Here is a 13,766-nt window from a genome sequence, read left to right as displayed (position 1 = left end):
AAAGCCTTTAAAATCAGTGGAAAGAATTGGTGGCATACTTCCTGCTTTATTCCAGGTGTGCCACGGAGAGGTTGACGGTTTGCCATGGCACGGACCGGTGTGGCGGCCGGGTGCAGAAGGAACTGCACTCAAGATTACGAGCATTGCATTGGCAAAGGCGCCTGCTCCCGGACTGGGGGCAGGCGCTTTTTTTTGGTTTGTTGCAGGGGAGATGTCCAATGAACGGGAACAGATGGAGAGGATCCGGAATCGGTACGCTTGTGCTAGCGGGTCTGCTGAGCGCATTACCGGTGGGCGCCGAGGAAATCGGGCCGCCCGAGCAGCCGGATCTTAAACTTGGGTTCATCAAGTTGACCGACATGGCCCCGTTGGCCATTGCCAAGGAGAAGCATTTTTTCTTCGACGAGGGCCTGTTCGTGGACCTGGAGGCCCAGTCCAACTGGCGCGTCCTCCAGAATCGCGTGGCCCGGGGCGAGCTGGATGGCGCCCATATGCTCGCGGGTCAGCCCATCGGGGCCAGCATCGGGGTTGGCGGCAACAAGTCCGACATCGTGACCGCATTCAGCATGGACCTGAACGGTAATGCCATTACCGTTTCGAACGATGTCTGGGAGGCCATGCGCCCCCATGTGCCGAAGCGTGAGGACGGCAAGCCTGCCCACCCGATCAGTGCCGAGGCGCTTGCCCCCGTTGTGGAATCGAGCCTGGACGAGGGCGAATCGTTCGACATGGGGATGGTTTATCCCCTCTCTACGCACAATTACGAGATCCGTTACTGGCTGGCGGCCGGCGGGCTTCACCCCGGGTTCTACGAGCCGCTTGAGGGTGATAACAGCGGCCGCAGCGGGGCAGATGTCCGGCTTTCCGTGACGCCGCCGCCGCAGATGCCCTCCACCATGGAGGCCGGCACCATCCAGGGCTACTGCGTGGGCGAACCCTGGAACCAGCAGGCCGTTGCCAAGGGCATTGGCGTTCCCGTGGTCACCAATCATGACATCTGGCCCCATAACCCGGAGAAAGTCTTCGGCGTGACCCGGGAATGGGCGGAAGAGAACCCGAACACCCACCTGCGCGTGCTCCGGGCGCTGATCCGGGCGGCCCACTGGCTGGACGAGAACGGCAACGCCAATCGCGAGGAGGCCGTCGAGATCCTCTCGGATTCCCGTTACGTGGGGGCGGACGAAGAGGTCATCGCCAACTCCATGACCGGGACCTTCGAATACGAGCCCGGCGACGTGCGCGAGGAGCCGGACTTCAACGTCTTCTTCCGCCACAACGCCAACTACCCCTACTACAGCGATGCCATCTGGTTCATGACCCAGATGCGGCGCTGGGGCCAGATTTCCGAGCGTAAGCCGGATGACTGGTACATGAAGAAGGCGCGCGAAGTCTACCAACCCGCCACCTATGAAAAAGCAGCGCGATCGCTGGTGGCGGATGGCACCCTGGAGGCCTCTGACTTCCCGGATTTCGAAGAGATCGACGGCTTCAAGCCGGTGCAGGATGACTTCATCGATGGCCGGGCCTATAACGGCCGGGAACCCAATGCCTACATCAACAGTTTCGACATCGGCCTCAGCGGCGATGAAACGCCCTGATCAACAGGAGATGGCGTTATGCAACAGACAGCCCCGGTGACACGGATCACCGATTTCATGAAGCAACGGATGGCGGGATTCAATCCCCAGGGGGCCATCAGGGCCCTGACCATGCCGGTACTGGGCGTGCTCGTGTTCCTCCTGCTGTGGCAGATGGCGGCCCAGAACGTTACCACCTCCCTGGGCAGCCTGCCCGGGCCGGCGGGCGTCTGGGAGCAGGCGGGGAACCTCTGGGAGGGTCATCTCGAGGAGCAGCGGCGCGCCGCCGAGTTCATCGAGATGCAGAAGGAACGCAATGCGCAGATCCTGGAGCGCAACCCGGACGCCGAAGTGCGGATCCGCCCCTACAGCGGCAAGGAAACCTTCATTGACCAGATCCTGACGAGCCTGGGGACGGTGTTCTCGGGCTTTGTCCTGGCCTCGCTGGTGGCGATTCCCCTGGGCATTGTCGTGGGGCTGAACCGGTACCTGTACGAGGCGGTGAATCCGGTGATCCAGGTGTTCAAGCCGGTGTCACCACTGGCCTGGCTGCCCATCGTCACGCTGGTGGTATCCGCCACCTACACGGTTGAGGACCCGATGGTTTCGCGCGCCTTCATAACCTCGATGGTCACGGTCTCGCTGTGCAGCCTCTGGCCCACGCTGGTGAACACCATCATGGGCGTGAATGCGGTGAGCCAGGACCTGCGCAACGTCAGCCAGGTCCTGCGGCTGGGTTTTTTCACCCATGTCTGGCGGGTGGTGCTGCCCTCCGCCATACCCATGATCTTCACCGGCCTGCGGCTGTCGCTGGGCATTGCCTGGATGGTGCTGATCGCCGCCGAGATGCTCGCCCAGAGCCCCGGGCTCGGCAAGTTCGTCTGGGATGAATTCCAGAACGGCAGCAGCGAATCACTGGGCCGCATCATGGTCGCCGTGATCGTCATTGGCCTGATCGGGCTGGTGCTGGACCGCGGCATGCTGACGTTGCAGCGCCTGCTCTCCTGGGATCGCGCCAGCGCCACACACTGAACAAGGGAGGTTTCCCCATGAGTCATTCACGTCCCCATCTTGAGCTGTCTTCCGTGGGCATGGGTTTTCCCGTCAAAGGCGGCACCTTCACGGCCCTGGAGGACGTCAATCTCCGCGTCAACGAAGGGGAATTCATTTCCCTGATCGGCCACTCCGGCTGCGGCAAGTCCACGGTGCTCAACATCATCGCCGGGCTGATGCGGGCGAGTCGGGGTGGTTGCCTGCTGGATGGGCGCGAGGTCACCGAACCCGGTCCGGAACGGGCCGTGGTCTTCCAGAACCATTCGCTGATGCCCTGGCTGAGCGCCTACGGCAATGTGGAGCTGGCGGTGCGCCAGGTGTTCCGCCGTTCCATGACGCGCGAGCAGCGCCGGGACTGGATCATCCACAATCTGGAGCTGGTGCACATGGGTCATGCGCTCGACAAGCGCCCGGATGAACTCTCCGGCGGCATGCGCCAGCGCGTGGGCATCGCGCGGGCCCTGGCGATGCAGCCGAAGGTGCTGCTGATGGACGAACCCTTCGGGGCCCTGGACGCGCTCACCAGGGCGCACCTTCAGGATTCGCTGATGGAGATCCAGCGTGAGCTCAACAGCACCGTCATCATGATCACCCACGACGTGGACGAGGCGGTATTGCTGTCCGACCGCATCGTGATGATGACCAACGGGCCGGCGGCGAGCATCGGCGAGGTTCTGGATGTTCCGCTGGAACGCCCTCGCGATCGGGTGGCGCTGGCGGACTGCCCCGAGTACAACCGCTGCCGGCAGTCGGTGCTGAGCTTCCTCTACGAGAAGCAGCAGAAGGTAACGCCCATGCCCCAGCGAACCGCCCGTCCAGCATCGGATGCGGACGCTGTTAACGCCTGATTCTGGTGCACTGGCGCGCGGGCGTGCACCAGCAGGGTTCCGGTTGCGCCCCCGCGTTGAGTCGATTTGTGCTTCAAGTAACTGATCTATAGGGGTATTCAATGTTGGCATGCAACCTGCTACCAGAAGGGTGTGTCTGAAGACACGGACATTGCGAATCAACAGGGCACTGGCGCCTGATCGGTCTTCCTGCGGGAAGGTTGGCAGGCGCCTTTTTTATTGGGGCAGGGCCCCGGAGGCAGGAATGGGCGGAAAGCTCGTCATCATCGGACACGGCATGGCCACGCAGCGGCTCCTGGAGTTGCTGGCGGAGGAGCGCCACGGCTGGCGTGTAACCGTCATCAGTGACGAACCCGGGCCGGCCTATAACCGGATACTGCTGTCGCCCTGGATGGCCGGGGAGACCACTGCGGAAGCGCTGCCGCTCGCAGAGCCGGGCTGGTACGCGCGACAGGCCCTCCATCTGCACCGAGGGGATGGTGTGGCCTCGATTGACCGTGTTTCCCAGGCCGTGATTACCCGGGCTGGTCACCGGATTCCCTATGACCGGCTCGTGATCGCCACCGGCTCCCGCCCGGCAATGCCGGATATTGAGGGAATCGAGCTGGAGGGCGTTACCGGTTTCCGGACCCTCGAGGACGCCCGGTGGATGGCGGAGCGCGCCCGGAAGGGTGGCAATGCCGTGGTTCTTGGTGGCGGTTTTCTGGGCCTGGAAGCCGCTGAAGGCCTGAGGGCACAGGGGATGACGGTGTCCGTGGTGCATCGGGGGCACTGGCCCCTGAATCGGCAACTGGACGAGACCGCCGGCGGCATGCTCGCGGATGCGCTCCGGCGGCGCGGCATGGCCCTGCATCTGGCCAGCGGCGTGGATCGGATCGAAGGCGATGGACAGGTCGAGGCGGTTCGCCTTTCGGATGGCCGTGAACTGCCAGCGGATCTGGTGGTGGTTGCCGCCGGGACCCGGCCGAATCGGGAAGTGGCCGAGCATGCCGGGCTGGAATGCGACCGGGGCATCCATGTGGACGCCACACTCACTACCAGCGATGAGCGCATCCAGGCGCTGGGTGAATGCTGTCAGTTCCGGGATCACACCTATGGCTTGGTCGAGCCGGTCTACCGGCAGGCGGCCGTTCTCGCCGATCGGCTCTGCGGCGGGCAAAGGCTCTACGACGAGGCGCCGGTGGCCACGCGTCTCAAAATCAGCGGCGTCGAGGTGTTCTCGTGCGGGGAGACGGAACCCCGTGATCGGGAGACCGAGTCCATCCTCTATCACGACCGCCGCGGCGGCGAATACCGCCGCCTTCTCCTGAAGAACAACCGCCTTGTGGGTGCCGTGCTCTATGGCGACGCATCGATGGGCCCCTGGCTCTTCGAGCACCTGAGCCGGGGAACGGATCTCAGTGCCTGGCGCGCGAGCCTGGCATTTGGCGAAGCATACTGCGAGGCGGCCTGAGATGCCGCCCGCTGGCAACCGGAGGAAAGCGTCATGAGACAACAGAACCTGATCGTGATCGGCAACGGCATGGTTGGCCACCACTTCCTGGAGCAACTGGCCGAGAGCGGCCAGGCGGACGGCTTCCATGTGACCGTCCTGGGGGAGGAGCGGCACATCGCCTACGACCGCGTGCACCTGTCCGAGTACTTCCAGGGCAAGTCCGCCGATGACCTGGCGTTTTCCACGGCGGACCAGTACGCCCAGTGGGGGTTCGAGCTGCGGCTGAACACGGCGGCCACGGCCATCGACCGCGAGGCCCATACCATCACCCTGGACAGCGGTGAAACCCTGCCGTACGACAAGCTCGTGCTGGCCACCGGCTCCTATCCCTTCGTGCCCCCGATCGAGGGCAATGACCGAGAGGACTGCCTGGTCTACCGGACCCTGGACGATCTGGATGCCATCCGCGAGGCCGCATCCCGGTCGAACACCGGTGTGGTGGTCGGCGGTGGCCTCCTGGGTCTGGAGGCGGCCAACGCCCTGCGCGAGCTGGACCTGGACACGGCCGTGGTGGAGTTCGCGCCCCGGCTGATGCCGGTTCAGGTCGACGAAGAGGGCGGCGGCATCCTGCGCGAGAAGATCGAGGAACTGGGCGTTCAGGTGTTGACCGGCCGCGTGACCCAGCGCATCGAGGCGGGCACCAATGCCCGGCACCAGATGGTCTTCCAGGATGACCGGCTGCTGGAGACGGACCTGGTTGTATTCTCCGCCGGCATCCGTCCGCGCGATGAACTGGCGCGCGACGCCGGCCTGACCATGGGCGAACGCGGGGGCGTCGTGATTGACGATCACTGCCGCACCAGTGATCCCGACGTCCTCGCCATCGGTGAGGTGGCGCTGTGGAACGACAGCATCTTCGGCCTGGTCGGCCCGGGCTACCAGATGGCCAAGGCCGCCCTCGACACCCTTACCGGGGGCGACCGGGCCTTCACCGGGGCGGACATGAGCACCAAGCTCAAGCTCATGGGCGTGGACGTGGGTGCGATCGGTGATGCCCACGGCAACCAGAACCCTGGGGCGCGCTTCTACCGCTACACCAACGGCATCGCCCAGGAGTACCGCAAGCTGGTGGTCTCCGCCGACGGCAAGCAGCTCCTGGGTGCGATGCTGGTGGGGGATAACAGCTATTACGACACCCTCCTCCAGTATGCCCTGAACGGCCTGGAACTGCCGGACAACCCGGAATCCCTGATCCTGCCGGCCAGCGAGGGCGGTGCCCCGGCGCTGGGCGTAGATGCCCTGCCGGAGACCGCCGGCATCTGTTCCTGCCATAACGTCACCAAGGGCGACATCGTCCAGTACGTACACGACGGGTACACCTCGGTCGGGGACGTTAAGGCCGCGACCAAGGCGGGTACCGGCTGCGGTGGCTGCGCTGGCCAGCTCAAGGAGATCGTCGACCACGAGATGGCGGCGTTGGGTATGGAGGTGGACAACAGCGTCTGCGAGCACTTCCAGTACACGCGCCAGGAGCTCGAGCACATCATCCGCGTCGAGGGCATCCATGATTTCCATACCCTGCTGAAGAATCACGGCCATGGCCTCGGCTGCGACATCTGCAAGCCGGCGGTGGCCTCGATCCTGGCTTCCACCTGGAACGAGTACGTGCTCAACCCGGAACACGTGGGCCTGCAGGACACCAACGATACCTTCCTCGCCAACATGCAGAAGGACGGGACCTTCTCCGTGGTGCCCCGTGTCGCCGGCGGCGAGATCACGCCGGATAAGCTGATCACCCTGGGCGAGGTGGCCAAGGAATTCGAACTCTACACCAAGATCACCGGCGGCCAGCGGGTGGACCTCTTCGGGGCCAAGCTCAATGATCTGCCCTCCATCTGGCAGCGTCTTGTGGATGCCGGTTTTGAAACGGGGCATGCGTACGGCAAGGCCCTGCGGACCGTGAAGAGCTGCGTGGGCAGTACCTGGTGCCGTTACGGCGTGCAGGACAGCGTGCAGCTCGCCATCGACCTGGAGCACCGCTACAAAGGCATCCGCGCGCCGCACAAGATCAAGTTCGGGGTCAGCGGCTGCACCCGCGAGTGTGCCGAGGCCCAGAGCAAGGACTTTGGCGTGATCGCCACCGAGAACGGCTGGAACCTCTATGTGGCGGGCAACGGCGGCATGCGGCCGCGCCACGCCGATCTCTTCGCCCAGGACCTGGACACCGACTCGCTCATCCGGTTCGTTGACCGGTTCATGATGCTCTACATCCGGACCGCGGACCGGCTGCAGCGCACCGCGCGCTGGCTGGAGAACCTGGAAGGCGGCCTGGATTACGTCTACGACGTGGTCGTCAACGACTCACTGGGCATCGCCGAAGACCTGGATAACCAGATGGCGCGGCTGATCGAGAACTACCAGTGCGAATGGAAGACCACGCTCGAGGACCCGGAGAAGCTCAAGCGCTTCCGCCAGATGATCAACGACGACGGCGACGACCCCTACGTGGTCACGGTGGAAGAGCGCGAGCAGCCGCGCCCGGCCACGGCCGAAGAGAAGCTGGAACGCATTCCGGCGGTATCCGTCTGAGGAGGATTCATATGACACAGCAGAATGAATGGACCCATGTGGGCAGTAAAGCCGACCTGGTACCGGGCGCGGGCATTGGCGCGCGCGTCGGTGACCGCCAGGTGGCCATCTTCCATATTCCGGAGCTGGAGCAATCCCTGTTCGCGGTGGACAACTACTGCCCGATCTCCGGCGTGAACATCATCGCCCGGGGAATCGTGGGCGACATCCAGGGCGAGCCCGTAGTGGCGACGCCGCTGTACAAGAAACATTTCTCGCTGCTCGATGGCCGCTGCCTGGAGGATGACAGCCACCGGCTGCGGACCTACGCCGTGCACCTGGACGGTGACCAACTGCAGCTCGCGCCGCAGGATCAGGGCCAGGGCGCTGCGGCCTGAGCCTGGGATCCTGCGGGGAAACTGGAAGGGGTTCTGTTCGGCGGAAAGGGTAGTTTTTGACGAAAATCAAATTCAAAAACAATGAGATAGGTCAATCCTTTTTGGTCCGTAATGGGCGTAAACTGGTGCCATATCCAACGGCAGGAGCCCGACCATGAAAGTGACCCCTATTCGTCAATCCCTCATCGCTGCCCTTTCCATCAGTGCCATTGGCGCAGCTGCCCCTGTTTTGGCCTACGACAAGGGTGACACCATTGTCCGTGGCGGTATTGCCAGCGTGGTGCCTGGTGGCAGCTATTCCTCCGTCGCGGGGGGGGCTTTTGACCTTCGTGTGGATTCGGACATCCAGGCGGGTGCCAGCATCAGTTACATGATGACGGACAACATGAGTGTGAACCTTCTGGCCGCCACGCCCTTTGAGCATGATATCGAGGCCAGCCAGCTTGGTGGCTCAAGCGTTGGTTCAACCAAGCACCTTCCCCCTACGGTGACAGTCTCGTGGTTCCCTCTTGCCGGCCAGGGGCTTGCCTTTAAGCCCTATGTGGGGGCAGGGGTAAACTATACGACCTTCTGGGATGAAAAGCTGAACAGCACCGGTAAAACTGCAACTGGCGCGCAGGACCTGAGCTTGGACGACTCTGTTGGCTTCGCGGCTCAGGTGGGCGTGGATGTTCCGCTGGATGAAAACTGGAGTGTCGGTGCAGCGGCCTATTACGCGGATATTGAGACGGATGCCAAGCTCAACGGCGCCGACATCGGTACGGTGGAGATTGATCCCATGATTTACCGCCTCCATGTCGGCTACAGCTTCTGAAGACAGCGCCTTTGTGAGCGGGCGTCAATCGACGTCCGTTCATGCTCTTCCCTTACTATTCCTGCCTATCCTGCTCCATGGGTGATCATTCCACTTATCCCGGAAAGGATTCGATAAACTGGCGTTATCGTGATTTTTCCTCTTTAATCCAGCTCAGGATCCGGACCTGAGGAGGATTGAGCGTATGGATACAACCACCCTGATCGGCCTGGCGGTGATCGTTCTGGTCGTCGGCTACGCGATCTACATCTACAACCACCTGGTCACGCTGAAGAACCGCTTCAAGAACGCCTTTGCGCAGATTGACGTCCAGCTCAAGCGCCGGCATGACCTGATCCCCAACCTCGTTGAAACAGCGCAGGGGTATCTCACCCATGAGCGTGAGACGCTGGCCCGGGTCACGGAAGCCCGCAGCGGGGCCATGCAGGCCCAGGATAATGCCCGGAAGGATCCGGGGGACGGCCAGAAGATGAACGGCCTCGCCAGTGCCGAGAACATGCTCACTAAGGCCCTGGGCGGTCTCTACGCGGTGGCGGAGAACTACCCGGACCTCAAGGCCGACGAGACCATGCAGCAGCTCATGGAGGAGCTGTCCTCCACGGAGAACCGCATTGCCTTCGCGCGCCAGTCCTTCAACGATTCGGTGATGGACTACAACACCTACCGGGAGAAGTTCCCCAATAATTTCATGGCCGGGTTCTTCGCCTTCAAATCCGCCGGGCTGCTGGAGTTTGATACCGAGGCGCTGAGCGAACCGCCGTCCGTTTCCTTCAGCTGAAGGGTTAGCCCGCCATGCGCTTTTTCGAACGCCAGGACAGGGCACGGCGCCAGTCGCTGGTGCTGATCCAGCTGTTCCTGCTGGCCGTGAGCCTTATCATCCTGGCGGTCTCGGCCGTGCTCTACGGCTTCTACGTCTTCTGGGTCCACTACCCGGTACCGTTCCTGGAGTGGCTCCTGTCAGAGCCCGGCTGGCTCGTGACCGGCACCGTGGCGGCCATCGTGGCCATGGGGTCGCTCTACCGTTACGCGGACCTGCGCCGTGGCGGCGAACGGGTTGCGCGTATGGCGGGCGCGCGACCGGTCGCGGCGGGTACGGCCGACAGTGGCGAGCGTCAGCTGCGCAACGTCACCGAGGAAATGGCCCTGGCCAGCGGGGTTACGGTGCCCCAGCTGTTCGTGATGGACCAGGAATCGGCCATCAACGCCTTCGTGGCCGGCTACCAGCCTAACGAGGCGGTGCTGGTGGTAACCCGGGGAACGCTCAATGAGCTAAGCCGCGATGAACTCCAGGGCGTCGTGGCCCATGAGTTCAGCCATATCCTCAACGGCGACATGCGCATCAACGTGCGGCTGATCTCGATGCTGGCAGGCATCCTGCTGATCGGTCAGCTGGGCCAGTACCTGGTGCGGTTCGGCATCTGGGGCTGGAGCGGCCATCACCACCGGCGTCGTTACGATGGCACCCTTGTGATGGTGGGCGCCGTGCTGGTGATCGTGGGTTACGTCGGGCTTTTCATGGGGCGTGTCATCAAGTCCGCCGTCTCGCGTCAGCGTGAGTACCTGGCGGATGCCGCCGCTGTCCAGTTCACCCGCAACCCGGAAGGGATCGGGGGAGCGCTGTACCGGATCGGGGTGGCCGACGCCGGGTCGCAGCTCAGGGCCACCAGTCATGCCGAGGACCTGAACCACCTGTGTTTCGGGGAAAGTGTTTCACTGGCACGGCTGCTGGCATCCCACCCGCCCATTGAGGCACGGCTCAACGCCATTGATGAAACCCTGCTGGTACGCATGAAATCCCGTAACCGCAAGGCGGCGCGGGAGCAGGGCGAGGCGCCGCCATCCGCGCTGAGCGGGGAAGCTGCCGCCATGGGATTCTCGGGGGCGGGTGGCCTTGATATCGGCAGTGGTGCCGCGTCGGTGGGGGCGCTCAGCGAGTCCGGCACCTGTCATGTCCGCTCGCTGCTTGCCGCGCTGCCCGGTGGCCTGAACCGGCAGCTGCACGGCGCCGAGGGCGCGGTTCACCTGTGCCTGGCTCTGGCGCTGGAGGAGGCGGATCACGTGTCCCTCGACCAATGGCTCCCGGAGCTGGAGCCCGTGGGGGCGGTGGCGATTGACCCGCTTCTGGTGCGCCAGATGATCCAGACACTGCGCGACCTGGGCCCGGCCTATCGGTTGCCGCTGGTGGAGCTGTCGCTGCCGGCACTGCGGGAACTGGAGGCTCCGGCGAAACGCCAGTTACTGCGGGACATGGAGCAACTGATCCGGGAGGATCGCGGCGCCCGCCTGCACGACATCGCCATCCTGGGCTTCCTCAAGCATCATCTCGGAAGACGGGCGGGTCGCAACCGGAAAGTTGTCCATCGTCGCTACGGGCCGGTCATGCCGGATATCCGCCGGCTGTTGTGGCTGATGGCATCGGCGGGTACCCGCGCCGATGCCGGGCCCCTGTACCGAGAAGCCATGGCGGGGTTCGAAACGGAGGCGCAGCCGCCTTCCGGCGAGGGCACCGGTGCCCGCAGGCTGCTGCAGTCGCTGGGGCGGCTGGACGGGCTGCCGGCGATGCTCAAGCCCGCCATCATTGATGCCTGTGTTCACTGCATCCAGGACGACGGGCGGGTCAGCCCGCGCGAGTACGAGCTGCTGCGCATCATTGCCGATCAACTCGACTGCCCCATGCCGCCGTTGCCGCCCGGTGAATCGTCACCGGATTGAAATCCCCCGGTCACCCTCCGGTCATTACCGGTCCGCACCATTGAACATGAATGGCATGCAATGAACCGGGGGTGGCCGTGTACCGATATCGAACCGTTTTCATATCCGACCTGCACCTGGGGTCGCCGGACTGCCAGGCGTCCTACCTGCTCAGCTTCCTCGATACCGTGGAGGCCGAGCGGATCTACCTGGTGGGCGATGTCATCGACCTGATTGCCATGCAGCGACGGGTCTACCTGCCTGAGAGCCACCTGGCCGTCATCCGTCGCCTGGTGACGCTGGCGGCGGAGGGCCGCCAGGTCATCTACGTGCCCGGGAATCATGATGAGTTCATGCGCTCGTTCTGCGGGCAGTCCCTAGCCGGGATCGAAATGCGCCTCGCGGACTGGCATACCACGGCGGACGGTCGGCATTTCCGGGTCTGTCACGGTGACGAATTCGACCATGCGGTGCGCTGCAGTCCGCTGCTGTGGCTGGTCGGCAACCCGATGCACGGGGTGCTGGTGCGCCTGAACCGCTGGCTGAACCACTGGCGTCGAGCCCGGGGCAAGGGCTACTGGTCCCTGGCGGCCTATATCAAGCAGCGGCTTGCCCGTGCGCGTGCCTACATTGCCCGCTTCGAGCAGGCGGCACTGACGGCGGCGGGTCGGCAGAAGGCCGATGGCACCATTTGCGGTCACATCCATTCCGCGGGGTTCCATCGGGGTCGTGAGGGGCTGTACTGCAACGACGGCGACTGGACCGAACACTGCACGGCCCTGGTCGAGGACAGTGGTGGCCGGCTCAGCCTGCTGCACTGGTCCGAAGAGCCCCGGGTGCTGGCGTATGAGCCGGGCCCCGAGCATGCCCCGGAGCCGGCGGTGGGCAGCGGGGTTGCCGCCAACCGCGTCGCCTGATCTTCCGGGTCAGCCCGCCTTTTTCAGGGGCCTGTGGGCAATATCGGGTTCTTTGCCCCGCAGCATCTGGTTCCAGTAGAACGGTGGCAGCAGGTGCTTCTTGACCACCCAGTAGAACCGGGACTCCTTGAACGGGCTCAGGGGCAACGTGGGGGTGACCACGCCGTCGTACATGAACTCGGCCAGCATCACCTTGCCGTAGGCGGTGACCAGCGGGCAGGAAGTGTAGCCGTCGTACTGCGCCGACAGCGCCTGCCCGTCCATCCGCGCCAGCAGGTTCTTCACGGTGACCGGCGCCTGCTTGCGCACGGCCGCGGCGGTCTTGGAGGTGGGCAGGGAGCTGGCATCCCCAAGTGAGAACACATTGGAGTACTGGTTGTGCTGGGTGGTGCCCTTGTCCACGTCCACCCAGCCATCGGCATTGGCCAGTGGGCTCTGCTTCACGAAGTCCGGTGAGCTCTGGTGCGGTGTTACATGCAGCAGGTCGTAGGGCTGTTCCACCTCGGTGGCTTCCCCGTTGGCGTCCTTGGTGGCGAAGCGGGCCACTTTGCGCTCGGCATCAATGGCAATCAGGTCATGGCCCAGATTGACGCCGATGCCGTAGCGGTCCATCACCTTCTGCAGGTGGGGCACGAAGTCCGGCACGCTGAACAGGGCACCGGCGCCGCTGTAGAACTGCAGGTTGCTCTCCGGGCTGAGGTTGTTGCGGCGCAGGTGGTCCGCCGCCAGATAGGCGATCTTCTGCGGTGCACCGGCGCACTTCAGCGGGGGCGGCGGCTGGGTGAAGATGGCATTACCACCACGGAACTGGCGCAGGCATTCCCAGGTGTAGGGCGCCGTTTCCGGACTGTAATTACTGCATACGCCGTTGCTGCCCAGGGCTTCGCGCAGCCCGTCCACGCGATCCCAGTCCAGCTTGATGCCGGGGGCGACAACCAGGTGTTCATACTGCACCTGGCGCCCGTCCTCAAGCGTGAGCTGGTTGCTGTCCGGCTCGAAGGTGGCAACGGCGGACTGGATCCAGTTGGCTGTTTCCGGCAGCGTCTCCTTCTGGGCGCGGCGGGTGCTGTCCATGTCGTAGGTGCCGCCGCCGACCAGGGTGAATGCCGGCTGGTAGTAGTGCACTTCCGAGGGTTCCACCACGGCCACATCCAGCTCAGGGCGCTGGCGGAGCAGGGACGCGGCGACGGTGGTACCGGCTGTGCCGCCGCCGACGATCACCACCTGATGGCTGAGGGACTGGGAGGGAGTGTTCATGGGACCTCTCATTCTGGTTCTGGTTAATGATGCTTTGTGATTGCTGCTTATAGTAACGCCTTTTCTGAGATCATAAATTGATAAAAACAAAAACCGTAAGTTTGTTTTGGAATATACAAATCAGACAAGTGCATGGTGAAACCGGTTGACGGATTCGGTGGCGGCAGCGTGCGGGTAGCGCCATCATGCCTTTTGCCGTCAGCCATCG

12 protein-coding genes are annotated in these 13,766 nt (G+C 63.7%); 10 read left to right on the top strand and 2 right to left on the bottom strand.

Features of this window, described 5'->3' with window-relative positions; translation table 11 throughout:
- Positions 1-218: 218 nt before the first annotated feature.
- From H4I92_RS05110 to H4I92_RS05065, 10 genes are all read left to right on the top strand, one after another.
- Entirely contained in the window at positions 219-1,598 is a 1,380-nt protein-coding gene (locus tag H4I92_RS05110) for a CmpA/NrtA family ABC transporter substrate-binding protein (protein ID WP_077529583.1), read from the top strand.
- An 18-nt stretch (positions 1,599-1,616) separates the two neighbouring features.
- On the top strand, positions 1,617-2,609 hold the full coding sequence (locus H4I92_RS05105; protein WP_077529582.1) for an ABC transporter permease: 993 nt from the start codon (positions 1,617-1,619) through the stop codon (positions 2,607-2,609).
- A 17-nt stretch (positions 2,610-2,626) separates the two neighbouring features.
- A complete protein-coding gene (locus H4I92_RS05100) occupies positions 2,627-3,478 on the top strand; it encodes an ABC transporter ATP-binding protein (protein WP_077529581.1) in 852 nt (283 codons plus the stop codon).
- A 244-nt stretch (positions 3,479-3,722) separates the two neighbouring features.
- Complete coding sequence (locus H4I92_RS05095; RefSeq protein ID WP_077529580.1) at positions 3,723-4,931, top strand: NAD(P)/FAD-dependent oxidoreductase; 1,209 nt, start codon at positions 3,723-3,725, stop codon at positions 4,929-4,931.
- Between the two features lie 33 nt (positions 4,932-4,964).
- Positions 4,965-7,502 (top strand): nitrite reductase large subunit NirB, encoded by a 2,538-nt coding sequence (nirB, locus tag H4I92_RS05090; protein WP_077529579.1) that lies wholly within the window; start codon positions 4,965-4,967, stop codon positions 7,500-7,502.
- Between the two features lie 11 nt (positions 7,503-7,513).
- A complete protein-coding gene (gene nirD, locus H4I92_RS05085; RefSeq protein ID WP_077529578.1) occupies positions 7,514-7,879 on the top strand; it encodes a nitrite reductase small subunit NirD in 366 nt (121 codons plus the stop codon).
- Between the two features lie 154 nt (positions 7,880-8,033).
- Positions 8,034-8,693 (top strand): OmpW/AlkL family protein, encoded by a 660-nt coding sequence (locus H4I92_RS05080; RefSeq protein WP_077529577.1) that lies wholly within the window; start codon positions 8,034-8,036, stop codon positions 8,691-8,693.
- 184 nt (positions 8,694-8,877) lie between these two features.
- Positions 8,878-9,471: a LemA family protein gene (locus H4I92_RS05075; protein ID WP_077529576.1), complete on the top strand. Its 594-nt coding sequence runs from the start codon at positions 8,878-8,880 to the stop codon at positions 9,469-9,471.
- A 14-nt stretch (positions 9,472-9,485) separates the two neighbouring features.
- Complete coding sequence (locus H4I92_RS05070; RefSeq protein ID WP_077529575.1) at positions 9,486-11,405, top strand: M48 family metallopeptidase; 1,920 nt, start codon at positions 9,486-9,488, stop codon at positions 11,403-11,405.
- Positions 11,406-11,482: 77 nt separating this feature from the next.
- Positions 11,483-12,301, top strand: coding sequence for a UDP-2,3-diacylglucosamine diphosphatase (locus H4I92_RS05065; RefSeq protein WP_143512760.1), 819 nt, complete (start codon positions 11,483-11,485; stop codon positions 12,299-12,301).
- Positions 12,302-12,310: 9 nt separating this feature from the next.
- On the opposite strand, the gene H4I92_RS05060 is transcribed toward H4I92_RS05065, so the two are convergent.
- Complete coding sequence (locus H4I92_RS05060) at positions 12,311-13,558, bottom strand: NAD(P)/FAD-dependent oxidoreductase (protein ID WP_077529573.1); 1,248 nt, start codon at positions 13,556-13,558, stop codon at positions 12,311-12,313.
- A gap of 47 nt (positions 13,559-13,605) precedes the next feature.
- Complete coding sequence (locus H4I92_RS05055) at positions 13,606-13,764, bottom strand: hypothetical protein (RefSeq protein ID WP_179105626.1); 159 nt, start codon at positions 13,762-13,764, stop codon at positions 13,606-13,608.
- Positions 13,765-13,766: the final 2 nt, after the last annotated feature.

The sequence above is a fragment of the Vreelandella halophila genome, assembly GCF_019903425.1.
Lineage (GTDB): Bacteria > Pseudomonadota > Gammaproteobacteria > Pseudomonadales > Oleiphilaceae > Halospina > Halospina halophila.
This window is presented reverse-complemented; position numbering and strand designations above follow the sequence as displayed.